The sequence below is a fragment of the Streptomyces sp. NPDC051020 genome, assembly GCF_040683105.1.
GTDB lineage: Bacteria > Actinomycetota > Actinomycetes > Streptomycetales > Streptomycetaceae > Streptomyces.
In genome coordinates this window covers 1-23,115 of the sequence record NZ_JBFBCG010000099.1, presented here as the reverse complement: position 1 = coordinate 23,115, position 23,115 = coordinate 1, and the positions used below count along the sequence as shown (strand labels likewise).

General features: G+C 67.4%; 25 protein-coding genes and 6 pseudogenes. 11 read left to right on the top strand and 20 right to left on the bottom strand.

All coding sequences use genetic code 11. The annotated features are described in order from the left end of the window. Positions 1 to 236 precede the first annotated feature (236 nt). Genes AB0N06_RS33450 through AB0N06_RS33440 form a run of 3 tightly spaced genes read right to left on the bottom strand, consistent with a single transcriptional unit; the run spans position 237 to position 1,443 of the window. Positions 237 to 488: an integrase core domain-containing protein gene (locus AB0N06_RS33450; RefSeq protein ID WP_366138445.1), complete on the bottom strand. Its 252-nt coding sequence runs from the start codon at positions 486 to 488 to the stop codon at positions 237 to 239. Continuing rightward, positions 431 to 1,069, bottom strand: coding sequence for an IS3 family transposase (locus AB0N06_RS33445; protein ID WP_366138444.1), 639 nt, complete (start codon positions 1,067 to 1,069; stop codon positions 431 to 433). The genes AB0N06_RS33450 and AB0N06_RS33445 overlap by 58 nt, the downstream gene beginning before the upstream one ends. Positions 1,070 to 1,098: 29 nt before the next feature. Continuing rightward, positions 1,099 to 1,443: a transposase gene (locus tag AB0N06_RS33440; protein ID WP_366138443.1), complete on the bottom strand. Its 345-nt coding sequence runs from the start codon at positions 1,441 to 1,443 to the stop codon at positions 1,099 to 1,101. Between the two features lie 259 nt (positions 1,444 to 1,702). On the opposite strand from AB0N06_RS33440, the gene AB0N06_RS33435 reads away from it, so the two are divergent. Continuing rightward, the gene (locus AB0N06_RS33435) at positions 1,703 to 1,927 is read left to right on the top strand and encodes a hypothetical protein (protein ID WP_366138442.1); all 225 of its coding nucleotides are present in this window, start codon (positions 1,703 to 1,705) and stop codon (positions 1,925 to 1,927) included. A gap of 608 nt (positions 1,928 to 2,535) precedes the next feature. On the opposite strand, the gene AB0N06_RS33430 is transcribed toward AB0N06_RS33435, so the two are convergent. From AB0N06_RS33430 to AB0N06_RS33410, 5 genes are all read right to left on the bottom strand, one after another. Continuing rightward, positions 2,536 to 3,327, bottom strand: coding sequence for a peptidoglycan recognition protein (locus AB0N06_RS33430; protein ID WP_366138447.1), 792 nt, complete (start codon positions 3,325 to 3,327; stop codon positions 2,536 to 2,538). A gap of 463 nt (positions 3,328 to 3,790) precedes the next feature. Beyond that, positions 3,791 to 4,303, bottom strand: a complete 513-nt coding sequence (locus AB0N06_RS33425; protein ID WP_366138441.1) for an NUDIX hydrolase — start codon at positions 4,301 to 4,303, stop codon at positions 3,791 to 3,793. Positions 4,304 to 4,607: 304 nt separating this feature from the next. Beyond that, on the bottom strand, positions 4,608 to 5,828 hold the full coding sequence (gene fabV, locus AB0N06_RS33420; protein ID WP_366138440.1) for an enoyl-[acyl-carrier-protein] reductase FabV: 1,221 nt from the start codon (positions 5,826 to 5,828) through the stop codon (positions 4,608 to 4,610). Continuing rightward, positions 5,825 to 6,085: a hypothetical protein gene (locus AB0N06_RS33415; RefSeq protein WP_366138439.1), complete on the bottom strand. Its 261-nt coding sequence runs from the start codon at positions 6,083 to 6,085 to the stop codon at positions 5,825 to 5,827. The genes fabV and AB0N06_RS33415 overlap by 4 nt, the downstream gene beginning before the upstream one ends. Continuing rightward, a complete protein-coding gene (locus tag AB0N06_RS33410) occupies positions 6,082 to 6,315 on the bottom strand; it encodes a hypothetical protein (protein WP_366138438.1) in 234 nt (77 codons plus the stop codon). Before AB0N06_RS33410 ends, AB0N06_RS33415 begins: the two co-directional genes overlap by 4 nt. Before the next feature lie 534 nt (positions 6,316 to 6,849). On the opposite strand from AB0N06_RS33410, the pseudogene AB0N06_RS33405 reads away from it, so the two are divergent. After that, a pseudogene (locus AB0N06_RS33405) lies at positions 6,850 to 7,011 on the top strand (DoxX family membrane protein); the annotation flags it as partial. Positions 7,012 to 7,056: 45 nt separating this feature from the next. On the opposite strand, the gene AB0N06_RS33400 reads toward AB0N06_RS33405, so the two are convergent. The 8 genes and pseudogenes from AB0N06_RS33400 to AB0N06_RS33365 form a co-directional block, all read right to left on the bottom strand. Continuing rightward, positions 7,057 to 7,317, bottom strand: a complete 261-nt coding sequence (locus tag AB0N06_RS33400) for a hypothetical protein (protein ID WP_366138448.1) — start codon at positions 7,315 to 7,317, stop codon at positions 7,057 to 7,059. A 647-nt stretch (positions 7,318 to 7,964) separates the two neighbouring features. Beyond that, positions 7,965 to 8,213, bottom strand: a pseudogene (locus AB0N06_RS33395) (IS5/IS1182 family transposase); the annotation flags it as partial. Positions 8,214 to 8,278: 65 nt separating this feature from the next. Continuing rightward, positions 8,279 to 9,193, bottom strand: a complete 915-nt coding sequence (locus tag AB0N06_RS33390; RefSeq protein WP_366138437.1) for an SDR family oxidoreductase — start codon at positions 9,191 to 9,193, stop codon at positions 8,279 to 8,281. A 133-nt stretch (positions 9,194 to 9,326) separates the two neighbouring features. Next, positions 9,327 to 9,428, bottom strand: a pseudogene (locus AB0N06_RS33385) (DUF1348 domain-containing protein); the annotation flags it as partial. Positions 9,429 to 9,541: 113 nt separating this feature from the next. Further along, complete coding sequence (locus tag AB0N06_RS33380) at positions 9,542 to 10,408, bottom strand: hypothetical protein (protein ID WP_366138436.1); 867 nt, start codon at positions 10,406 to 10,408, stop codon at positions 9,542 to 9,544. Between the two features lie 113 nt (positions 10,409 to 10,521). Then, positions 10,522 to 10,845 carry a hypothetical protein gene (locus AB0N06_RS33375; protein WP_366138435.1) on the bottom strand — a complete coding sequence of 108 codons (324 nt, stop codon included), beginning with the start codon at positions 10,843 to 10,845 and terminating at the stop codon, positions 10,522 to 10,524. A 449-nt stretch (positions 10,846 to 11,294) separates the two neighbouring features. After that, positions 11,295 to 11,849 carry an XRE family transcriptional regulator gene (locus AB0N06_RS33370; protein WP_366138434.1) on the bottom strand — a complete coding sequence of 185 codons (555 nt, stop codon included), beginning with the start codon at positions 11,847 to 11,849 and terminating at the stop codon, positions 11,295 to 11,297. Positions 11,850 to 11,858: 9 nt separating this feature from the next. Further along, complete coding sequence (locus AB0N06_RS33365; protein WP_366138433.1) at positions 11,859 to 14,066, bottom strand: helix-turn-helix domain-containing protein; 2,208 nt, start codon at positions 14,064 to 14,066, stop codon at positions 11,859 to 11,861. A gap of 192 nt (positions 14,067 to 14,258) precedes the next feature. Between AB0N06_RS33365 and AB0N06_RS33360 the strand changes: the two genes are divergently transcribed. The 3 genes from AB0N06_RS33360 (at position 14,259) to AB0N06_RS33350 (ending at position 15,036) form a co-directional block, all read left to right on the top strand. Beyond that, positions 14,259 to 14,384, top strand: coding sequence for a hypothetical protein (locus tag AB0N06_RS33360; RefSeq protein ID WP_366138432.1), 126 nt, complete (start codon positions 14,259 to 14,261; stop codon positions 14,382 to 14,384). 96 nt (positions 14,385 to 14,480) lie between these two features. Continuing rightward, positions 14,481 to 14,633: a hypothetical protein gene (locus tag AB0N06_RS33355; RefSeq protein ID WP_366138431.1), complete on the top strand. Its 153-nt coding sequence runs from the start codon at positions 14,481 to 14,483 to the stop codon at positions 14,631 to 14,633. Then, positions 14,584 to 15,036, top strand: coding sequence for a TnsA-like heteromeric transposase endonuclease subunit (locus AB0N06_RS33350; RefSeq protein WP_366138446.1), 453 nt, complete (start codon positions 14,584 to 14,586; stop codon positions 15,034 to 15,036). The genes AB0N06_RS33355 and AB0N06_RS33350 overlap by 50 nt, the downstream gene beginning before the upstream one ends. Positions 15,037 to 15,245: 209 nt before the next feature. Here AB0N06_RS33350 and AB0N06_RS33345 read toward each other — a convergent pair. Continuing rightward, positions 15,246 to 15,718, bottom strand: a pseudogene (locus tag AB0N06_RS33345) (ATP-binding protein). An 18-nt stretch (positions 15,719 to 15,736) separates the two neighbouring features. On the opposite strand from AB0N06_RS33345, the gene AB0N06_RS33340 reads away from it, so the two are divergent. The 3 genes from AB0N06_RS33340 to AB0N06_RS33330 all read left to right on the top strand — a co-directional run bounded on the left by AB0N06_RS33340 (position 15,737) and on the right by AB0N06_RS33330 (position 17,911). Then, positions 15,737 to 15,946: a hypothetical protein gene (locus AB0N06_RS33340; RefSeq protein ID WP_366138430.1), complete on the top strand. Its 210-nt coding sequence runs from the start codon at positions 15,737 to 15,739 to the stop codon at positions 15,944 to 15,946. Positions 15,947 to 16,188: 242 nt separating this feature from the next. Then, positions 16,189 to 17,379, top strand: coding sequence for an IS110 family transposase (locus AB0N06_RS33335; protein WP_366138429.1), 1,191 nt, complete (start codon positions 16,189 to 16,191; stop codon positions 17,377 to 17,379). 97 nt (positions 17,380 to 17,476) lie between these two features. Continuing rightward, on the top strand, positions 17,477 to 17,911 hold the full coding sequence (locus AB0N06_RS33330; RefSeq protein ID WP_366138428.1) for a hypothetical protein: 435 nt from the start codon (positions 17,477 to 17,479) through the stop codon (positions 17,909 to 17,911). Positions 17,912 to 18,058: 147 nt separating this feature from the next. Here AB0N06_RS33330 and AB0N06_RS33325 read toward each other — a convergent pair whose 3' ends face one another. From AB0N06_RS33325 to AB0N06_RS33315, 3 genes are all read right to left on the bottom strand, one after another. Further along, the gene (locus AB0N06_RS33325; RefSeq protein ID WP_366138427.1) at positions 18,059 to 18,532 is read right to left on the bottom strand and encodes a carboxymuconolactone decarboxylase family protein; all 474 of its coding nucleotides are present in this window, start codon (positions 18,530 to 18,532) and stop codon (positions 18,059 to 18,061) included. Between the two features lie 622 nt (positions 18,533 to 19,154). Beyond that, a complete protein-coding gene (locus AB0N06_RS33320; RefSeq protein ID WP_366138426.1) occupies positions 19,155 to 20,087 on the bottom strand; it encodes a MerR family transcriptional regulator in 933 nt (310 codons plus the stop codon). A 264-nt stretch (positions 20,088 to 20,351) separates the two neighbouring features. Next, on the bottom strand, positions 20,352 to 20,741 hold the full coding sequence (locus AB0N06_RS33315) for a VOC family protein (protein WP_366138425.1): 390 nt from the start codon (positions 20,739 to 20,741) through the stop codon (positions 20,352 to 20,354). A gap of 341 nt (positions 20,742 to 21,082) precedes the next feature. On the opposite strand from AB0N06_RS33315, the gene AB0N06_RS33310 reads away from it, so the two are divergent. From AB0N06_RS33310 to AB0N06_RS33300, 3 genes and pseudogenes are all read left to right on the top strand, one after another. Further along, positions 21,083 to 22,147 carry a serine hydrolase domain-containing protein gene (locus AB0N06_RS33310; protein ID WP_366138424.1) on the top strand — a complete coding sequence of 355 codons (1,065 nt, stop codon included), beginning with the start codon at positions 21,083 to 21,085 and terminating at the stop codon, positions 22,145 to 22,147. Positions 22,148 to 22,279: 132 nt separating this feature from the next. After that, positions 22,280 to 22,537, top strand: a pseudogene (locus tag AB0N06_RS33305) (IS5/IS1182 family transposase); the annotation flags it as partial. 278 nt (positions 22,538 to 22,815) lie between these two features. After that, positions 22,816 to 23,115 (top strand): annotated as a pseudogene (locus AB0N06_RS33300) (peptidase M4); the annotation flags it as partial.

The following is a 23,115-nucleotide window of genomic DNA, read 5'->3' as shown; positions in this document are numbered from 1 at the left end:
CGTCTCACCACAGGGCCGACCGGGTGTAAACACCCCGCCTCCCACACCCTTCGCCATCACCTGACATGCCGTCAAATAACAATAAAATAAGCCTCCCTGGCACACAATTAGCCCACCCGAGCGACAAACCCCCCACCCCCTCACCCACCCGGCAGCACCCCACCCCCACCCCGAACACCCATCACCCACCACCCACCACACCCACTGTCAGTCCTCCGGAAACGTAGACGGCTTCCTCATGCGGTTTGGTCCTTCTGATGGTGGTTCTCGCGTGCTTCGCTGATGGTGCGTTCGAACTCGATGGGCGGCAGGCCGGCGGCCCCGCCGTGTCGGCGGCGCGGGTTGTAGAAGTCCGTGATCCAGGTGGCGATCTTCAGCCGGGCCTCGGTGCGGGTGGCGAAGTGGTGCCGGTGGACGTACTCGACCTTGATCAGCGAGTTGAAGGACTCGGCAGCGGCGCTGTCCAGGGCTGATCCAACGCGTCCCATGGACTGCACCACAAGATCACGCCGTCGACCTGGCCGCCGCGGGTCGCGGCTGCCATGTTCAGCGACGCTCCCACCAGGGCCGCGTCGTGGTGCGCGCCCATCGCGTAGCCGAGCAGGCGGCGCGAGAGGTCCAGGACGGAGGCGAGGCGGGGCTTGCCCTCGCCGGTCTCGATCTCGGTCATGCCGCCGACCCACAACACGTCGGGCGCGACGGCATCGAACCGGCGATGCACCAGGTCAGGAGCTGCTCGGCGCTTGCCCTGCCGGGTTAGCGAGCGCCTTCGGCGCGGCGGCCTGCGACCCTGCGGGCCCAGGTAGGCCATGATGTCGGCAACGGTGTTCACCGAGACCTGCCAGCCTTCGGCCCACAGGTCCAGCGTGATCCGCGGCGAGCCGGAGGTGTCGCCGGACGCGCGGAAGAAGTGCGTGATCCTCTCCTCCAGCCGCGCCCTCCTGACCTCGCGCTTGGTGGGCTCGGCCGGGCGACGGAGCCACTTGTAGAACCACGCCTCTGACACGCCCAGGGCACGGCAGGCGACGGTGTGCGGGATGCCGCACTCGATCCTCTGATCGCTGATCACCCCGACGAGTACCGCCGGGGCCCCCTCAGCTACTTCGCCCACAGGGCCATGCCGCGTTTGAGGGCGTCACGCTCCATCTCCAGCTCCTTGATCCGCTTGCTCTTCTCCGCATCCTGCCGCCACAGCCGGGCCAGCCCCGCACGCTCAGGCACGGGAAGCGCCCCGACCCCACCTGCCTTCTTCGCCCGCGACACCCACGTGCTCAGGGTTGTTTCGTTGATCCCCAGGTCCCTCACGACCTGCCCGATCGGCCTGCCGGTCTCGGCAACGATCCACACAGGCAGCTTCCAAGCCTCCTCAGGGCCCCCACCAGACGTGATCACGTCTTGAACCGCGGGGTCGGGAACGCGACGAGCCGGTGCCGCATAGTCCATCGTTCGCGCCAGGTGCTCTTCGAAGAGGTCGGCGTGCTGATCACCCGCTGAGTCAGCAGGGCCGACGGGTCCTCTCGCCGAGGATGCGGTGGAGCGGGCCGCACAGGCATGGTGACCGTTGGTGAACGCTCGACCGCCGAAGGCAATCCCGAGCGGCCCATGCGTGCAAAGCCTCCTTGATCGACTTGATCAAGGAGCACGCGCGGTGCTTCGACCACGTCGACCTGCGGCGCGCGAAGAACAGCGGCATTCTGGTTGCATGAGTGGTGCGATGATCATCGTGGACACACCGTCCCCCACAGGAGGGCGAATAGTGAGCGTGCACCGGCGCGGCGGGGACGAAGTCCTTGGGCTGGCCCACTCCGATCGCGATGTGGTGGCGTTCCTTGAGGGCGCCGGCCTGTCGGACCCAGAAGAAGTTCTTGACGATCCTCGGTGGGTGGAGTGGCGAGGAAGCCCAGCGCACCGGTGGCCCCCCGCATAGGCACCCCGGGCACACGGAAAGGTTGCGTCGGCGGGCAGGGCGTCACAGCCTTCAGCCCGCGAAGGGTGAAACGTTGGGGGGTGCGGTGCAGGGCGCTCATCCTTCGAACGATGAGTCCTTCTCACACAGCGCGGGCCGCTGGTGCGAGACCTGCTCCGTCGAAGACCCCGGATCGACGGCAGGCAACCTTGCTCAGGACTCCGAGGACCGGACTCAGGGCACGCGCGGAAGCGGAACAGGCAGTGGGCCGAGTGGGGAAGCTCCCCCCCGCCGCGCATCTCGTGTGCTCCGTTCAAGCGGCGTTTGTCGTTACCGTAAGTGGCCACCATGGGCGAATCGGCTCCAGATGCCACCGGCTTCGGTATGAGACGGGTGGCGGTGACTTGGCGATAGCCGAGAGCCTGGGATAGCAGTCGCGCCGGAGCCAGAAGGGCGAGCTGGAGTGGCCTCAGCTTCTGGTCCGGAGCGCCCGAGTTGACGACAGCCACCGCCTTGTCGCCGCATCCGAAAACCGAGGTCAAGGGCCATTGCCAAGGTGCCTACGATTGCCAAGCTGCCTACGAAGCCGACGGTCCGCACATTTCCTGTATACCGGTTCTGACGAACTGTCACTGGACGCCTCGGTGGAGGCTCTGCAAGCCCGGGGGAAGCCCGGCACCAGAGAATGCTCGTGGAGACCTTCCTTGCAGGCCTGCAGCCATGATACGGATCGCAGGGAGTCGGGCGAAAAGCGCCTCCCCCGGGCAGTCAGTGGCATAGCCGTCGCGGTGGCCGGAAATGGCATCGAATTCGGCTGAAGTTCCCTTCGTATAGCGACTCTTGTCATTCATGGACGTGAGCCGCACCTTGCTGGTGGGGTCGATGCCGCGCAGGCTGAGTTTCCAGGCTGCGAGGGCCGCGATCGCATGTTCCATGGCTGCGGGCACTGGCGTCCCTCTTCCGAAGGTACCAATCGCCGCGATCCCCGCAGTGCCTTGGTTGAACCCGATGGTGTGGGAGCCGATGACGGGACGGTCCGCACCGCCGGCACGGCCTTCGTAAATGGTGCCGCATTTGTCGACGAGGAAGTTATAGCCGAGGTCCCCCCATCGCCGGTCACGAGTCTGGCCCGTATACAGATTGCGCAGGGTACGCGGGACGTCCGCGCAGTCGTAGCCGTTGGGGGTGTCGGTGTGATGGATGAAGACCGCCGCCACCCCTTCCGCGTAGTGGGCATGGGGGTCGCGCTGGGTCTCGTCGGCTTGCCATTGGGTCCGCGACACGATGGCGGGCCGAGGCGCCGCATGGGGGAATGCCACTGCCGTCGCTCCGAGGGCTGGGAACGGCCGCGCGGCTTCGATAGCCGGCTCCGGAAGTACTCCGGCCCGCCACACCGAAAGCGAAAGAGGACCTCCCGGCATCGTCCCTCTGGCGGCACCGGCCGTCGTCACCCCGGCCGGTGCCGCCATGAGAGGAACTGCCATAGGAATCGTGAGCCATAGAGCTATTCCGTACAAACGCACAGGAAAACCTTCTCTAGTCTTTCGCCGAGTGGACGGCGGGAGCGCGTATGGCCAACAGCTTTGCCACAAGAGGTTCGCTGCGCGCGCCGGGTTACTGCAGTCAGGCGAGCATGTCTGCACACCTCCTATCTCCCCAAGGAGCCAAGCGTGAGCCCTTCCGACATCAGGGGGTGCTTGCCGGCCTGGCGGAATTTCGGCATGCGTGCTGTTGCCGCCGCCGCTTTCCTCGCTTGAGCCGACGCCCTCAAACGGCACTCGGGCCTGGGAGCCGGCGCCCCGGTACGACGTAGACCGACCGGCACATGGGAGGCGGCGTCACAGCCGGTCGGCGCCCGCGCCGACCGGAAGAGTGGCGAGGGCGTCAGCTCTCGGGACGCGTGGGGTCGAAGCCGTGCTGCAGGTAGACGGTGCTGCCCTCGGCCAGGGTGCGGGAGGAAGCGTGCAGGCGGCGGGCCAGGTGCGGGGCGAACAGGGTGTCCCACTCGGCGGAGGTGGCCAGCCGCCATTCGGTAAGCTCGTCCGAGTCCAGGTGGATGCGGTTCTCACCCTCGTCCTGGGACATCAGACCGCCGTCGAAAAGGTAGTTGACCAGTGGTGGACGGCCATCGACCTGCTCCGGTACCCAGTCGACGACCAGCAGTCGGCCCGGCGCGAGGTCGATACCCAGCTCTTCCCTGACCTCGCGCCGGGCCGCTTGCAGTGGGTCCTCTCCCGCGCTCAGCGCGCCGCCGGGTATCTCCCAGGTGTCGTCACGGTAGGATGGTTTGACCACCAGGATGCGGTCTGCTGCGTCGTGGATGATCGCTCCGGCCCCGGCGATGTGCTTGGGCAGGGAGGCGTAGTAGTCGTCGGCGGGCAATTTCGTAGGACTCATGGAAGACGGATCCCTGCGCCCCGGGGCCGAGGTCACCGAGCTGACCGGGCTGGTCGACCTCACGGGCTACCCGGCCGGCACCGGCTTCATCGTGCGCCGCGAACGCCCGCACCTCGGCGCCCAACTGTCCGCGCCCGCCGCAAACGCCTCACCGCCGCCCGGGGTTCAAACCCCGAGGCGCTCGAGCGATCAGCCGCAAGTGGTCAGGACGGCAGTGAAGGATTCGGGGCTGTCACGCGCCGCTCGGCCATTCCCGAGCAGTCTTCTTCGAGCCGTTACTGCCGCATGGCGTTCCTCCCGGGTGTCAGGAGGTGCACTGGGGCCAAGGGACGTCGATCTCAACGGGCGCGGCGTAGTCGATGCCGGGCACCGCGAAGCCGTAGAGCTGCTGCACCTGGACTGTGAACCAGTCGAGGGCGGCGAGGGTCGGGATGTTCTCCGTGGTGGCGTTCTTCCAGCGCTCGGCGACGGCCTCCTGGACGTCGGGGGTCAGCTCCCAGGTGTCGAGGCGGATGCGGTCCTCGTCGTCGACGTCGAGGGGCGCGATGCCAGTGAGTTGGTCCCAGAGTTGGGTGAGCTGGGCGATCGGCGGGACCATGGCGTCTTCGAGGACGCCTCGCAGGAGCCCGACATAGAGCGCGATGCCGGGAATGGCCGTGCTGGACTGGGTGACGGCGGCCCCGTTGACTGAGGTCAGGGCTCGGCCGTCGACTTCCTTGACGAGCCGGTCGTTCAGGTCGCGGGCGGTCTGTTCCAGATGGGCCTTGGCCGCACCGATAGTGCCCTGCCGGTAGATCGCGGCAGTCAGCGGCGACCCGATGTAGGACAGGGCGACAGTGGCGAACCCTTGTGCCAACAGGTCGCGCCCTGCGAGGTGGTCGATCCAGCGGGCCCAGTCCGTGCCGCCCATGACGGCGACGGTCTGTTCGATGTCGTCGCCCTCGGCCGGCCCGGTGTCGGCTGTCGTGACTTCGGGTGCCCCATCGCCGTCGAAGACGAGGGTCTTGGTGCGGTACGCCTCACCGATCGGCTTGAGCACGGACGTGTACGTAACACCGGTATCGGGATCGGTGCGGCGGGGGGCTGCAACGGAATAGACGAGGTAGTCGAGCTTCCCGCCGAACCGCTCATAGAGGAGGTCGGCGACCTGGTCCTTCAGGGTGTCGGAGAACGCGTCGCCGTTGAGGAACACGAAGTCCCGCCCGTGCTTCACGGCCAGCTCGGCCGTTGCGACTGTCCGGTACCAGCCAGCCGTTGCAGTTCGGCGGCCGGGCGCCTTCTCGAAGGACACACCGACGCCCCGGATACCGGCCCTGGCGAGTCCTGCGATGGTGGCGGCCAGCCCGTACCCGGCGGACGAGCCGATCACAAGCGCGACCGGCGCTTCGTCCGCGTCCGTACAACCCTCCGGCGCCGGTTCGGGGACGGCCTGCCACATGTCCTGGACAAGCCGGGTGCAGCCGGCAGGGTGTGAGTCGAGGAACAGGAAGCCGCGAGAGCGGGAACTGACGATGCGTTCGGTCATGAGGGGACGTCCTTGCCGGTCGACATGTCCAGGGGTGCGGCGACCACCGGAGTACTCACCGCGTCCTGCAAGTCTCGGACCGTGCGGACCCGGGCGGTCACCTTGCCGGGAACAGTAATGATGAGGCGACCTTGGAGGGTTTCCACCATTCCGAGCAGGGCCAGACCGGCCACGCCCGGCTCCGGCCCCGGCACCGGCACCGGCACCGGCACCGGCACCGGCACCGGCACCCGATAGGACTCCGAGCACTCCGTCACCGGCGTGCCCGTAACCGCGGCAAGGACCTGCGTGAACGTCTGGGCATCCGGGCCTCGGTGCTCCGGCCGGGATCGGAGGTCCAGAAGGGGCGCCAGTCGATCCGGGCGGACAGGTGCAGCAGGCGACGGCGCAGCAAGGTGCGGGGGTGGGGCGCGGCGAGCGCGTGGTACGTGGAGTTCCAGCCGCGCTGAGCCTGCACCAGTTCGTGAGGGAAGGCGATGGACTCCATCACCACATTCGATCGGATGTTCGATTTATTGCTCGACGCGTGTCACTACGCGAGACCGAACGGCGTGACCAAGTATTCCGGTTGGCTACTGAGCGTTGCTCTTGAGTGGTTGAGTGCAGGGAGCCGAGTGGCCGGTCCAGGGCGAGTCTGACGGTCAGTGTCGGCGCTACAGACGCCGTCGCGTCTTTGTTTCCCCATCGGCTGAGTGCACCAGGGGGTTAGCCCTACCTGCAGCGCAGGTCAGGATCGCCCCGGACGGTCGCATCCGGAAATGCGGGGCCTGGCACATGCCGCGGGCTTCCCAACGATTCCCCGGGAGTTGACTCGTGCGCGAGCAGGCACGGCAGATGTCCCGTTCGTCCAGGCGGCAGCGGAGCGGTCGGCGCAGAGCCGTGCCGGCCGCAGCTGCAGTGGTCGTCGGCGTCATGACGATGAGTGCCCTGGCGCCGCCCGCGGCGTTTGCCGCCGCCAGGCCGGACACTGTCCAGCAGGGCTGCGGGCCTGCTCCTCATCAGGATCACGTTCGGCCTGCTGATGGCCGGGCACGTCTCCCAAAAGCTCTTCGGCCTGTTCGGCGGCGAGGGCCTCACTGCCGCGGGCAAAGGGTTCGCCGCGCTGGGATATCACCCTGGAAACGTCTACGCCGTCATCAGCGGTGGCTCCGAGTTTCTGGGAGGCATCGGCCTGGCTCTGGGCCCAGTTGGCCTTCGAACCTTGCTGTGCGAGCCTCTTTCGTCCAGGTCAGATCAGTGCGGCACGCACGTTGGCGAGCGCCTCGTCGAGCGTGGTCGCAACGTTCTCGTGACCGCTGAAGCCGTCGTCCTCGCACGGGTCGACGGTCCAGCCCCAGCCGCTTTCAGGATGGCCGTCGATGGTTGCGGCGTGCTTGCCTTTGGTGATGGTGATGGAGAGGTTCCCAGCCGGGAAGGTTTCGATTTCGGCGTGTGCCGTCTCACCGAAGGCGTGGTGGATGGCGTCGCGGGCTTCCTGCTCGGTGGTCATGTGCTACTCCTGGTGGACGGTGACGACGACGGTGCGGCCGCTCGGGTCGGCGAGGGGGCGGCCGCCCGGAGAGATCGAGGGTGCCGGCGGGCGTGGTGAGTCCGAGGGGTGGGGTGGGCTCGAGAACGGTGCCATCCGTGCGGGTGGCGTAGTACTCGGGGCAGGTTCCGTGCTGCTCTTTGGTGAAGGTGGACGTCATCAGCAGGTTATCCCCGGGCCGGAACCCCACTCCTGTGGCAGATACTCCCAGGAAATCGCCGGGTGCGGCGGGAACAGAATCTGCTGAAACTCCGCCGACCATTCAGAGGTATGCAATCTGGGTGGCTCGCGCGTCGCTCGGCCTCCGGCTGGAGCGGCTCGATCACGTCGCACAGGTCGTCGCTGCCTTTCCACCTCATCGCCCCGCACCATTCCACTACCTCCGCGACCTGATGAACCTGACACTGAGCTGGACCGATCACTCCATTGATCATTCTGCGGGAGGTTCTTGAGGAAGCGGGACAACGGCTGGAGCAGCAGATTACGAGTTGGCTGACGCTATTCCTGCCGTTGGCCCTCGGTGTGAGCGTGGCGTCTTCGACTCCGGCTGGCTCGCCGCGTTCAGTGCAGCCGATCATGCGTCTGTGAGCCTCTCCCAACCCCAAACATCCGCGGGAGGGAACGCGGACGATGCCGCCTGCACTCCGGTATTCCCTGTCCGCGCAGCACGGGATGTCCGCGCGGGCCAGAGAGCCGATGACGCCGTGGGTACAGGCTGCGCGGATGCCATGGCCCGCGCCGGGCAACGCGGGTGACGAGGCGCACAGCGGACGACCGAACGGATCGGCGCTGACCTGAACGTTCATCCCGTGCTGGCGATGTTTCCCGGAATAGTACGGCCGATCGGCGGCGATCCGGAGGTGCCCCCGAGTCCGTGCCGGAGCCTTCGGCACTGAGCCGAGCCGCGAGAGATGATTGCGGTTCAGCGGTATCCGGTGGCGTCGGCGGGCTTGCCCGCATCCTGAACCTCGACGATGTACCGCCAGGCGTTTGGTCGGCTGCCGTCAACGTCGGTGAAGCCGTAGACCCGGGCGAGCTGACCGGCGGACAACGACTGCCCGTTCCAACGGCTCACCTGGGGATCGGCGGCCAGGGCAGCGACGGCTCGCCCGACGTAGAACGGAGTCTCGGAGATACAGAAGTGCGGCTCTCCCTCCAGCGCGTCATGCCACGATTCCTCGGTCACGCCGAAGTGGTCGAGCATGATCTCCGAACGCATCCACCCGGGCGTCAGTGCCACCGCTGTGCCACCCCGCGGACCGACTTCGTGCCCCAGCGCGAAGGCCATGCGCAGCACCGCGGCCTTGGCGAGATCGTAGAAGAACGAGACCCGGTAAGTGTCCCGGTTGTACTCGGCGGTGCCGTCGGTCATCTCGACCACCAGTCCGCCGCTATTCCGCAGGAGGAGGGGAAGAGCGTGGTGGCTGGTGATTGCGTGGGTCTCTACCGCGAGCCGGAGCAGCCGCAGTCCCTTGTCGAGGTCGTGCTCCCACACGGGGGTGTCCCATTCGAAGAGGAGTTCACCACCCCAGATGTCGTTGACCAGGACGTCCAGCCGGCCTTGTTCGGATGCAATGCGATCCACCATGCTTCGGACCTGGGAAGGAACCAAGTGGTCGGTCGGGACCGCGATGCCGCGGCCTCCCGCCTCGGTCACGAGATCGGCGGTGTCCTCGATGGTCTCGGGGCGGTTGTACTCCGAGCGGTGCCCTCGTGTGCTACGACCAGTTACATAGACGGTAGCCCCAGCCACGCCGAGTTCCACCGCGATCGCCCTGCCGGCTCCCCGCGTCGCCCCTGCAACGAGAGCGACCTTTCCGTCCAGTGTTGCTGACATGCGTGTCCTTCCGTGTCCTTGACGCGCTGCGGCGACGCCCGTGCGAGCACCGCCGACAGAATGCTTGCGCAGAAACCGGACGCCTTCTGTCGTGTTTTCCCGAGCACGGCTGCAGCATTGCGTGGATCTGTCCGTGGTCGTCCGGGCGGCGACCGAGCGGCCAGTGGTGCTTACGGTCCGCTTCCTTGATCGGCAGGTACTCGATGCAGGCGTGCCGTACGGTCATCAACCCGTTCGCCGTTCTGCCGGCGACGAGGCACGGTGATTGTCACCGGGGCAGCACGCTGCTTGTCACCATCGGTTCGGGCGGCACCGCCGTTGTCACCGGCTGCGGCTCCCACGTTCCGGTCACTGTCGGCGCAACTCACTGAACCAGCCCACGATCGCCGACGTGGCCGCGACATTGGACCCCAGGTGACGGGATCCGTGGTAGTCGATATCGCCGAGATCGACGACCGGGGCGGCCACGCCGTTCCTGAGCAGAGCCGCCTGGCAGTGCGCGGTGTTGGCGGTGACGGCCTGCTCGTCCCCGCTCGCCATGTAGAGCCGGACCGGGGTACGGGGGGCCCAGTCGGTGCATACGGCGTCGGTTGTGCGCAGCGCCGCCGCCATCCGCCCAGTCGGATGAGCAAGCAGCTCGCGGCCGCGCTCGGTCAGCAGCTCGTCCAGAGCGCACGGGGTGCCCCGCATCAGCTGCTCCCCCGTGTGGGCGCCGTCGAAGAGCGCCTCGACGGTGCTGTCATAAGGGGCTCGGAAGACCTCGCCAGGGCTGTCGTAGATGTGGTGGAGCCTGTTGAACGCCACCAAGGTGTACGCCGCGTACAGCACACTGGACTTGCGTTCGAGCCTGCCCTCGAGCAGCGCGGGCAACTCCGCGCCGCCGAAGTCGTATGCGCCGCTGACCGGTGCCAGCGCGCCCATCCGGAACCAGCGGTCCTCACCCGCGTCCAGAGCCCGGCCGAGACCCAGAGCTGCCGAGGCTCCCTGCGAGAAGCCGGTGATCATGACCTTGCGCGCCAGCGCATGTCCGGTGCGGGGCGCGAAGGCGCGGGCCGCCCGCAGCATGTCCAGGGATGCCGTGGTCTCGGAGCCGATGTCCATCCAGGGGTGCAAACCGGGTCCCTTGCCCATCCCCAGGTAGTCGGGCGCGACCCCTGCGGCACCGGCCGCCGCGTGCGCGATCACCGGCGCGGACACGAACTCGCCGCGCCGCATGGGCGGGGAATCGTCCGTGTGACTGCCAGTACCGTGGGCGAAGGAAACCGCCTGTAACCGTCCCTCACTGGTGAGCGGCAGCACGAACAGCCCGCTCGCCGTGGTGAGCCGTCCTAACGGTCGACGGTCCGGTAGACCAGCCGGTACGCGACCACGCCGTACCGGACGGTGTCGTCTTCGAACCCGGCCGCGCCCAGCTCCGCGGTCACGGCCTGCGGGGTCGCGAGCGTGTACAGCTTCTCGGCGGAGACCAGCGAGCCCCGGCCATGGTCTTCGTGCTGCACCCGGGTCAGGGCGTGGGCGGCGGGCGCAGTGGCGGCGGTGGCGACGGCCGGCCCGCTCAGCAGCAGGCCGCAGCAGACGGCTGCCACGGCCGCCCGGAGACCGCCGCGGTACCGAGTTCCGCTGCGCGCCGAGGGTGAGGCGGGGATGGCCACGAGTTCCTCCAAGTGTGGCTCAACAAGGGCTAGTTCAGCCTCACCTGTTACAAACCTCGACGCACTGGTGCAAGCCACCGGGCCTTCCTGGTGCATGCCCCCGTTCGCTTTACCGCCCTGCGACGGCCATCACCACCTGAGGTGTGCGGACTCGACACCCCGGCACACCGTGCTCGCCTCGGCCTCGGCGTACGAAAAAGCCAGCGCGGTGGAAGACATTGCCTCCGGGCGGCAGCAGATCTCGCTGTACATCGAGCGGGGCCCTCTCCTGTGACGTGACGCGGTAGTTGGCACCGGCGGACCTCGGCGACATGGCCAGTTCCGTCGCGCGTGACACGCCGGTTGGAGCTGAATTGCCAGCGCTCTTGGCACCGAACGATCGCTTGTCATCCTTCCAACTCAAGTACTCCGTCACACCTCGCGCCTTCGCACGGCCAGGCGCGGCCGTGTTAGAAGTCGAGCTCGACGTAGTCGATGTCGGTGAACTCGACCAGGAGACCGTCGGCGCGGCGGCCGCGGTCCTTGAAGTACTGCTCCTGGAGTCCTTCGGCGACGACGGCCTGGAGCTGCTCGTCCGTGGCGCCGGCAGCCTGGGCGTCGAAGAGGCGGGCGGCGTACTCGGGCGGGAGGTGCTGAGTGATCAGCCGGATACGCCCGTCGTCCGTGGTGCCGGGGGCTGCGGTGAACCCGAACCTCGCCCTCGTCTCCACCACGATGCCGGTGGAGGTGGCGGCCTGCTTCTTCGCCTTCTCCTTCACTCGTGGCTGCCACCGCAGGCGGACCTCACCGGCAAGCCGGGCCGCGAGGTCCGCATACGGCTTCTTGAACTCGCCCTTGACGTACCGTTCGACGGTGCGCTGGGAAATGTCCAGCAGCTCGGCCACGGCCCTGGTGCCCTTGTACTGCTTGACCAGGAACCGCATCTGCGCGGGAGCCCCCTTGGGGATGGGGCGGGTGGCGGTGCCGGCTGCGGCTTTGTCGAGGCTGTCTCCGATGATGCCCACCGGGCGCTCCTACTCTCCGTCGATCGCGGCGTCGGTTCCCTTGATGTGGCGGGCCGGATTGTGTCCTTCGTCGAGCATCTGCACAGCCCACAGCATTTCCTGGGTGCCCTCGTGCTTGACCATCCCCGGGGACACACCGAGCCGGAACGTACCCGGGGCCGGCTTCCCGTCGGCGGTGTGCGGCAGGACGTCCAGCGGGGACGGCCCGTCGGAGAGGTAGACGGCACAGTCCGACAGCAGTGCGATCGGGAGCAACGCGTCCTCCCCAAGCATCAGGTGCCCGACGGGGGCCGGAGCGGTCTGCGTCGCCAACGCCGTCTTCACCACCTTGCGGTGCATGTTGACGCGGGCGGCGGAGATGACAGCGGCACGGATGTCGGGGCGCCACGTCGAACGCTCCAGCGCGGGCCACCGCTCGCCGAACTTGTACCCGGTGCCCTGGGGGCGCTCGCGCAGCTTTCCGATGCCGCCCTTGACCGTCGACTTGACGGCGGACAAGACCGCAGCCATGCCCGGGTCGGTCTGCTTGTGCGTCAACATCGCGGCGAGAAACTCGGTTTCGGTCATGCCTGGGGCGACGCCCAGGTCAGCCATTGTCTGCTTGTATGCCTCGGCAAGACGCTTGTACCAGGGGTCCAGGTACGGACCGGACTCGGTGCGGATCCACCCTTCCAGTGGCCGGATGGCGACCGGCAGCTTGTAGGTGTCGATCAGCTCGGCGGCGTAGGCGACGGTCGGTGTCGCGTACCAGGCCGGGCCTTCCGGGCGGGTGCCGTGCGATGTGAACGGGCTGGGCAGGCGCGGGTCCAGCTCGATGCCGGAGAGATCGACCAGCCAGCTCCCCGGCATCTTCTTGTCGAACACTGGGGCCGTGACGTGGACTGGTGCGCCCAGGCCGACAACGAGCCGGTTCGCGGCGGCGAGGAACGCGGTGTTGACGTCGATGCCGACTGCGAACGTCCTGGTGCACTCTGTGTCGGTGAGCAGTTGCGGGTCACGGGTCCACTCGTACGCCTCCTCGTCCAGGACCTCCCCCGGGGTGCGCTGATGGGTGCGCGGGTAGAGGGCAGCGACGATCGGGTGCTCGTCCGGGGCTTCCACCGGTGCCGGGTCGACCGGGTCGGTGAGCGAGCCAGGCATCGGCCCGGACACCCAGGCGCCGGTGTCCTCGTTCCGTACAGCGCGAGTCGGCGGGCGCAGCGCGGTCATCGTCTCCAGGCCGGAGACGGCAGTGGAGCCGCAGGGGGTGATGACGCGAGTCGCGTAGGTGCCGAGTACATCGGCGATGCCAGCCGGGTCCAGCTGGTCGGTGTGGCCCCAGGAGCGGGTGTCGAGAGCGCCCCAGGGCAGGACCGCAAACTGCACACACTGGCGGTGCCCGCCGGTGGCAGGGCGGTAGATCCGCGCCCAGGGGCCGAAGCCGCGCCGGGTCAGCTTCCACTTCGCCCTGGTGATCTGCTTGACGACCTTGTGGTCCTCGGGCAGCCGCAGGCCCCGCCGGTCCTCCAGGCGCTCGGGGAGCCCGAGCCGTTCAGCGGCCGCGCTGGTGAGGACGATCAGAGGGTCGGCGTCCTTGCCGGACGGGTGCAGGCGCGGCGCGCCCAGGTGCGCGTCGGCGAGGGTCCAGTCGACCAGTGCGGGAATGGTTCTGGCGGGACAGTCGAGGACGAGTCCGCCGAGGCAGTACAGCGAGCCGTCGCCGTCCAGCACACCGAGCGGACCGTTTGCGTAGCCCGGATCGGCGGCAGCTCGGGCGGGGGCCGGCTTCGGGGTGGCACTCCGTACGACCGGGCGCCGCGACATCGGTGGGGTAATGCTCGCCGAACGGTCCGGACGGGCGCCCGTCGTTGGAGCCGGCGCCGGGACGGACTGCGGCGTGGTGTCGGGTTCGGCGGCCGGCCCTGCGGGCAGCGGACTAACTTCCGTAGCGGTGCCCGCCGTGTCGGGAGACACTACCTGACCGGCCACGACGGCGTCGGCCGGGTAGAGCTCGGCAAGCTTCTCCAGCAGCCGGGCGTACGCCTCGCGCTGCGGCGGCCGCGGTTCGGTCTTCCCGCTCTCCCACGACACCACGGTCGGCCGACGCACCCTGAGCGCCTTGGCGACCTGGTCCTGGGTCAACCCATGAGCTTTGCGCAGGCGTTCCCGCTCGGCCGGCGGGGGAAGCGGGGAAGCGGACGCGATCAGGGCGTCAATCGCTTCGAACAACTCGGACATGGACACCTCCGGACCCATTCTACTGCAAGAAACACACATTTCGCGTACTGCGATCGTACAATGCGCGTACATTTGACCTGCCTCATGCAGGGGTTGACCCTCCGCTGCGCACGAACCGGATTGATCTCTCGCAGAAGGTTGAGCGTTGTCATCGAAGTTTGGAGACCGAAAGGTTTTCTCAGCGAAGGTTGAGTGGCTGCTGAGGCCTGGCTGTCCAGGGAGACGGTGGGGCATCCGTTGCACACGTACGGCGATCCCGTGCTCGATACCTTCGACCTGGACTTCTATGACGGCGGGCAGCGCCGTCGCATTGCGTGAGGTGCGGGGTGGCACGTCCGGTTCAAGGATGTACCGCCGGTACGCGGGTTCCGCTGGCACAAGGGTGACCGCAGTTTCCCCGGCTGGTACGACGCGGTGACCACCGGCGACCATGTGGGTTACGAGTCGTGGCTGGAACGGGACCGGCTGATCCTGCTGGGCTTCGCCCCTGGCGTGATGGGGATTCGCCTCCCAGCCGATCTGGCTGCACTCGCGCGACGGCGAAGAGCGGCGGCGGTACGCGCCTGACTACTTCGTACGGCTGGCCCAAGACCGTGCCCGCCTGGTCGACGTTCGTGCCGAGGACCAGGCCGACGAGCGGACCGCAGAGACTTTCGCCGCGACCGGGCGGGCCTGTTCGGCGGTTGGCTGGGAGTTTGCGCGCGTCGGCGTGCCGGACCCGGTTTTCATGGCGAATCTGCGATGGCTGGCCCGCTACCGGCACTGGCGGTGCGGCCGTGAGACGGACGTTGCCATGCGCCTGACGGAGGTCTTCCGGCAGCCTCGCCGCCTGCGGGCCCGATTACGACCCGGCCCGCCATTGACTGACCGGCTCGCCGTCCTCGCCGGCCGTCCCGCCGAGCACCTGGAGCGCGCTCTTGTCGGCGGCTCCGTCCCGCGTCGGCGCACGACGGTCAAGGGTCGGGGCTGACCGCGTCGCTTCCTCCTGCCCGCCAGCGGCCCAACCCGTACCACAAGACACCGGTGATCGCCTCGGTTCGCCACCTGGTGAACCCGGTGATCAGCCAGGACATGACCGCGAAGGGCATCTGGACAGCTCTGATGGACGATTCGCATTGCTTGACGCCGGCAGGTCGTTCTCTGTTGCCACCTGCGCCGGTTTCGTGTGGCGATTGGACCTCAACTCTTGACGGCCTCTTCGATCTGCAGGGCGGCCTGGGCGGGCGTGAGGTGCGTGGTGTCGACGACCTCGGCCTCGGCGTGCAGCCACGTGCGAGCCGCCTCGGCGTAGGGCTCAAGGTATTGGAAACGGAAAGGGGAGTTGGGGCCAAGAACGGTGTCGCCCGCGATGCGCCCGCGGAGGGTGTCCTGGTCGGCATGGAGGACGAAGTGCCGGACCGGAATGGCATGCTGGGCAAGGCCCGAGCTGATCTCGCGCCAGTACTGCTCGACCAGGACAGTCATGGGCATCACCAGAGTGCCGCCGGTGTAGTCGAGTACGCGGCGGGCGGTCTCGACTACGAGCTGCCGCCAGGGCGGCCAGTGCCGACCTTCTCGGCGTCGAACACCCGTGAATCCGGGATCAGCTGCTGCACGAGTGCACTGGTCGTCGTCTTGCCTGCGCCGTGGGTGCCGTTGAGCCATAGGATCATGGGACCGACGCTACCGCCGTGCGGGCCGCGGGAACGGGCACAGCAGAATTCCGGTACGGCTTCGGCGTTTCTCAGGGTGGTGTCAACCACCAAGATCAGGTGTCACTCATCGCGAAAAGTCGCAATGCCCTGCCGAAGATCGGTAGTCACGGTGCCAGCAATCTTGGCCAGGTGCCAACTAACGTGGCCCGGCACACCATCGACGGCACCGTCGGCCGCCTCACCTGACACCGCTCAAACTTCCCTACGTTCTTCCACGGGACTGGGCGAGCCCTTCGTATGGTTGGCCCACCCAGGGGCGTCGGGTGTGGCTTTCAAACTTCTGCCGCTTGTGGCTTCCACCGATTGGCCGCCCGACGCCCTACGACGACTCGGCTGCCAATTAGGAATTGCGAATGATCGCTCCGTAGGGAATCGACAGCGAGGTCGTCCGTCGGGAGGCACCAGCACCCACCGCACGGAGGCACCACATGGCCCCGATCTGGGCCGGCATCGACGCAGGCAAGACCCACCACCACTGCGTCGCGATCGACGAGAGTGGCCGTCGGCTGCTGTCTCGACGCGTCGCCAACGACGAATCCGAACTCCTCGAACTCCTCGCCGACGTCCTGGCCTTGGGGGACGAGGCGACCTGGGGTATTGACCTGGCCGACGGCGGAGCCGCCCTGGTCATCGCAATCCTCCTCAACCACGACCAACCGGTGCTCTACCTCTCTGGCCGGGCCATCCACCGCGCGTCCGAGGGCTACCGCGGCGAGGGCAAGACCGACGCCAGGGACGCAGCCGTCATTGCCGACCAGGCCCGTATCCGGCGCGACCTGCACCCCTTACGCACCGGCGACGAGACCGTCATCGACCTCAAGTTTCTCACCGGCCGCCGCATGGATCTGGTGGCCGACCGCACCCGCACCGTCAACCGGCTCCGCGCCCAACTCACCGGCATTTTCCCCGGCCTGGAGCGTGCGCTCGACCTCACCAACACCGCTCCACTCACCCTGCTGACCGGCTACCAGACACCAGCGTCTCTCCGTCGGATCGGCTGCAAGAGGCTGGAGACCTGGCTCCGCAACCGCAAGGTCCGCAGTGCAGATCAGCTCGCCGAGAAAGCCGTTCGGGCCGCCGAACTCCAGCACACCAGCCTCCCTGGAGAGAAGCTGACCGCGCAGATGGTGCACACGCTGGCGAAGGAGGTGATGGACCTCAACCAGCAGGTCGCCGAGATCGACAAACTCATCGAGGCCCGGTTTCGCCAGCACCACCACTTCGAAGTGATCACCAGCATGCCCGGCTTGGGCGTCATCCTCGGTGCCGAGTTCCTGGCCGCCACCGGCGGTGATATGGCGGCCTTCGGCACGTCCGACCGTCTCGCTGGCTTCGGCGGGGTCGCGCCAGCTCCACGGGACTCCGGGAAGATCAGCGGCAACCTGCGACGCCCACAACGCTACAACCGGAAGCTCCAGCGCGTCCTTTACACCTCCGCGCTGTTCAGTATCCGTAGGTGCGAAGAATCCCGCCGGTTCTACGAACGCAAACGAGCCGAGGGCAAGCGCCACACCCAGGCCGTCTTGGCCCTCGCCCGCCGCTGCGTCAACGTTATGTGGGCCCTCCTACGAGACGGACGGTGCTACCAACCCGCACCACCGGTGCCAGTCGCCGCATGACGCCCTACAGGCGATTTGCACCTCCGAACAACCGGGTCGCCAGATCCCGCTGCGTACGGCAGGATCAACCGGATCGGCGGCGCAGGGAATGAGCCCAATGATCACCGCCACTCAGGGAGTGAAGTTCACATCATCGTGCGCGAGCTGTGGCGGCGAGCTCGTCCGCGACGTGGGCCAATTCATCGACCGTGGTCGGCTCCGGTGGGGCGTTGAAGGGCAATGCCAAGCCTGCCCGAACGCATGGTGCGAGATGGACACGGGCCCAGCTCCCGAAGAGATCAGGCAGGCCCTGCTGACCAAACACGGGGCCGCGCAACTTTGCCTTGCGAACAAGGAGGCGAGCCTCGTTCCCGTACTGCGGGCCCTGCGCGAGATACACCATCTCTCGCTCGGCGAAGCACGGCTGGTGGCCGCCGACCTTAGGTCAGTCGGCCTGGTCGGCACGTTCGTGGAAATCGCGTACCTGGCTGAAGGGCTACGCAACCGGTCCGTCACCGTGACCGTCATCCGTCCACCTGACCCTCCCGACTGACCGCGACGGTTGACAAACGACATTAGGAATCGATGAGAATGCTCAAACTTCGCTGCGACAGAACAACACACCGGGCACCGCGAAGCGGTGCCCGGTGTGTTGTTCTGCTGGTGGTACAAGACGACACCAGCCGCCACGGCCGTCCCGTCAGTGGAACTGGCCGGGCTGGTAGTCGCCGGCGGGTTGCTGGATGATGACGTTCGCCCGGTTGAAGGCGTTGATGAGGGCGATCCCGCACACCAGGGCAGCCAGCTGCTCCTCGTCGTAGTGCTTGGCAGCGTTCGCCCAGGCCTCGTCCGTGACCCCACCGGCCGCATCCGCGATGCGGGTCCCCTGCTCCGTCAGCTCCAGCGCGGCCCGCTCGGCCTCGGTGAAGACCGTGGCCTCCCGCCACGCCGCGACCAGGTTGAGACGTACCGAGGTCTCACCTGCAGCGGCGGCGTCCTTGCTGTGCATGTCGGTGCAGAAGCCGCACCCGTTGATCTGACTGGCGCGGAGCTTCACCAGCTCCTGCGTCGCGGTCGGCAACGTCGAGTCCTCGAGCACCTTGCCTGCCGCAATGATGTGCTTGAAAACCTTACCCATGGTAGGACTGCTGAAGGCGTCCAAACGAGCACTCATGGTGATCTCCTCTGCCGTTCTCGATACTTACGTACTTACGACGGCACAGCTCGGCAGGATGTGACATGAGCACCTGTGACCTGCGTCTCTCCTCCCGCGCTACAGAAGGGGGCACTACGACGACGTTCGGGTCTGCTGCCCAGACGTCGCCCCTGGCCTCGAGCATCCTCAGTCGCTCAACGTTCGGTGGCATGAGACCGACCGGTAAATGGGGGGCGGCGATCAAACTCCGATGACACAAAGCAGCTGCGCACGAACCGGAGGCCGGGCATGGACGCGGGCGAGTGGCTACGCCGCCATGGTCTGCACGCCTGCGCTCACTGCCTCGAACGACAGTGGACAGTCACAGGACCGGCAGCAATCCGGGGGTCAGTCGACGGGCCCGCGCAGTCCCAGCGGCCGGGACGGGTCGGCGTGGGCCGGCCCGCCGCTCGCCCACGTCCTGGGCTTGGTCGATGGCGCCGCACCGCGGCGTCCGGAACGCCGGCAAGTCCGTGGCCATTGACGAGGTTCAATGGGCGAGGGAGCGGGGCCGCCTCCGGAATGAGGCAAGTCGCAACAAGGCGGTCGCGGCGTGGTCCGAGTCGTCCGGCGATACCGTTTCACGAGCCGTTCGCCACTGCTACAGCCGGGCGCGCAAGGCCTGAATGGTCCAGTCGAATGCCGGCGTCAGGCTGTGCGGGGCGGTCCAGCCGTTGATCACGGCAACCAGCTGGAAGTACCTGTCTCGACGCGGGTCGTTCGCGGTCCCCAGCCAGGACAGCAGGCGACGCCGGAGCTCAACGTCGTCGGGGGCGGCAATGACGTACGCGTAATGGGCCGTGATCGCCGCAATGACCGGATCCGCCCGGGGCGAGGCCGGGTCGGTTCCGTCGGCAAGCGCGGGAGCAACCTGGTCACGGACCACCGCCGCAACGTCGCGGACCGGTCGCATGGTCCCCTCCTTCATGCGCTCTGCCATGTGGCCCTCAGTCATCCCCCGCATGCCGGCGCGGAAGTCCGGATCCTGGGACAGCTCGGCCAGCTCCACCCACGCCTGGACCTGCTCCACTTCGGGATTGTCGGGCAGTTCCGGCGTCATCGAGCGAACGACGGCTGCGCACTCGGGTCTGTCGTGCAGGTCGGCGAAGACAGCGTCGAGGAAATCACCGATCAGGTAACGGCGTTCCTCATCGGAGAGTCTGGCCAGCTTGTGCATGAGTTCCATCTCCTCAAGGGTGGACTCGCGTCTGGCCACCGCCGTCAGTACCGCTCGGCGCAGGCGCAGGGTCCTGATCTGCACTGCGAGGGCCTCGGCGTGCGCCGCCGCAACCTGCGGGAGCAACAGCTCACGGTCCACTACCTTCCGAATCGTGGAAAGGTCCAGTCCCAGGTCACGCAGGGTTCGTACGAAGTCCAGGCGTGCGACGGCGTCGATGCCATAGAGGCGGTAGCCCGCCGGGCTGCGGTCAATCGGCGGCACGATCCCACGGTCGGAATAGAACCGAATGGTCTTGACCGTGAGACCGGTGCGCCGGGCCAGGTCACCGATCGAGTAGAGCGTGTCGCCGTCCATGCCCCCACCTTCGCGTCTCCCCCTACTGGAGACTCAAGCCCAGTCCGGCGCCGGTAGCACCGCCACGCCGCTCGGGCAGCGCGGACTCGCGGGTCGCCGCCCATCTAGGTGCGAGTTCTTCGAGCAGGATGGGAACAGGCCGAACGGGCCCCAGGTATGCGTCACAACTCACCCAACCTGTGCGGCCCTTCTCACGTCACGTTCTGGCCAGGGCCGACTGACGTAGTGGATTGTTTGACGGGTCAGCCGTGGCCCGTCGGCGGCTCACTGGCCTTGCGTGATCTCCCACATGTAGCCGTCAAGGTCCTGGAAGCTGGCGGTGCGCGGACCCCAGCTCCGATCCATCGGCCCGTTGACGAGCTCAACGCCGGCCGCGGCGAGCTCCGCGCACTTCGCATCGACGTCGTCCACCTCGACAGTGAAGACCAGGCGCACGCCAGCCTCGCGCGGGGCCGCGGTCGCTGGCTCGATGAGTTCCGGAACGTGCGTCGTCTGCAGCAGGTTGAAGATCGTCCCTCCGAACCTGAAGGCGACGGACTGCTCGTCCTCGAAAAGGATCGGGGCGTCGAAGACGTCCAGATAGAACTTCTTCGAGGCGGCCAGGTCTTCGACGAAGACGGTGTTGGCGGCGATGCCGTTGGCCCATGCGCTCATGACGGCTCCTTGCTCGTTGGCGACGGAGAACAGAGCCTACGACCGTCCACTGACAACCCACGGCGGGCCCTGGAAGCAGGGCCCGCCCCGGCTCATGTTTCAGGGGCATGGCCAGGTGCGGGGGCCAGTGGATGTGCCAGGTGCCTGGCACGATTGTCCATCCGGCTGGCACCCGTTCGAGAAGGGGCGTATCCCGGATGGCTGTTGGCCCTTGCGGTTTCCAGCCTCGGGCCATGATCTCTCGTCGTTTACTGTCAGCTGCTGTGCTGGTGCTGGCTGTGTCGCCTCTGCCGTTTGCTCCGGCTTCGGCCGCGCCGCACCTTTCCAGCAGGGGGTGGTCTGTGCAGCGTGACGCCGACGCGCTGCGCGATGCCGGGGTCACCGGAGTGACGGTCCGCCTGGAAACCCCGCGCGGGACAGTCACGGCCCGCTCCGGGGTGGGGGACTTGGTCACTCGCCGCCCGGTCTCGAAGGACGGTTACCTGCGGCTGGGCAGTGCCACCAAGACGTTCGTCGCCACCGTCGTACTGCAACTGGTGGGCGAAAAGCGGATCTCCCTTGACCAGACGGTGGAGCAACTGCTGCCCGGGGTCGTGTCCGGAGCCGGAAACGACGGCCGCACCATCACCGTCCGCGACCTGCTGCAGCACACGAGCGGCCTGCCCGACTACATCTACGACGTCTTCCCCGACCCCAGCGCCCAGACCTACTTCGCCAACCGGTGGCGTGCCTACACGCCCGAGAAGCTGGTGGCCCTGGCGATGCGCCATGAGCCTGCCTTCCCAGCAGGCACCGGCTGGGCGTACTCCAACACGAACTACGTACTTGCCGGAATGATCACCGAGAAGATCACAGGCCACACCTGGGAACAGCAGGTCCACAACCGCATCCTGCGTCCCCTCAGCCTGGAGCACACCGACACTCCCGGCACTTGGCCCTTCCTGTCGCATCCGCACACGGCCAACTACCAGCAATTCACCGTGGACGGCCCGATGGTCGACACCACGATCCCCTATCGTCCCTTCGACGGCGGGGCCGACGGCTCGATGACCGGCACGGCCCGCGACCTCAATCGCTTCTTCTCCGCCCTGATCGACGGGCAGCTGCTGAGGCCCGCCGAGCTCGCTGCCATGCAGACCGCGGTCCCGGTGCCGCAGGACAGCGGTCACCCGGCAGGCACCCGGGACGGCCTGGGTCTGTTCTTCACACCCCTGTCCTGCGGCGGCAGTTACCTCGGGCACGGAGGCAGCGGCTTCGGATATGTCATCCGTGTCGCGACCACCACGGACGGCCGGCGCACTATCACCGTCTCCGCGCACAGTCGCTCTGCGGACCCGCAGACCGCGGCCCGTCAGGAAGACACACTGCGCAACCTCATCGACCACGCTCTGTGCCGCACCACTTGAACACGCACTCGGCACCACGGTCAGGCCGTTCGTGCCGACCCGGGTGACTGCGGCTTACTCTTCGGGAGTTCCGACAGCCGCCCCAATCATAGGCAGCGCCAAAGGTGTTGCACGCGACACTGGCGCTGATCGGAACTCGGCTTCACCGGCGAGATCGCCCGCGAGGGCGTGCCCGCTCCGATCCAGGCCGGCAGGAGATGGGTGATCGAGCGCAGTCACGCGTGGATGAACGGCTTCGGCAAACTCCGACACTGCACCGAGAAGAGCAGCCAGGTCGTCGGCCTCCAGCTCTACCTGTCCGCCACGATCGTCACGCTCCGTATGGTCATCCGTCGCACCGCCCCGCTCTACCGCTGCGACGGCGGGCTGACCACCAAGAGGCTCAAGTGACGCCTATTGCCGGGCAGTCCGACGAACGCCACAGATCGATCAGTGAAGGATTTCGGCCAAGTTGGCGACGCGTACATGACGAGTGCCCGTCAAAGCTGGCACGCTTCCATCCAGTCGCCGCAGAGCACCCCTAACAACGCACGCGCACCACACGATGCGGCGATCACGTCGGACACCGTCCGACCCACTCGCACCTCCAGCTCTACCGGGCGGCAACACCCGCACCTGCCCGGCTGACTCCGGCCGTACACACCCGGCCGCTGCAGAAGGAGTTCCGTGTGACTCGATCCACCCGAAAGACCGTCGCCGCGAGCGCGTTGATAGCAGGCGCCGCGATGGTCGCGGCCGTGCTGCCGTCCGGTGTCGCCACCGCCGGAACCTCGAGCCAGACCCCGGTCAAGGCGCAGGCCCGCGCCGGCGCGCTGCCGGTGCAGTTGTCGCCGTCGCAGCGTGGCGAGTTGCTGACCGCGGCGAACGCGTCCCGGGCGGTGACCGCCAGGTCGCTGCACCTGGGGTCGAAGGAGGCGCTGATCGTCAAGTCCGTCCTGAAGGACGCGGACGGCAGCCTGCACACCCGC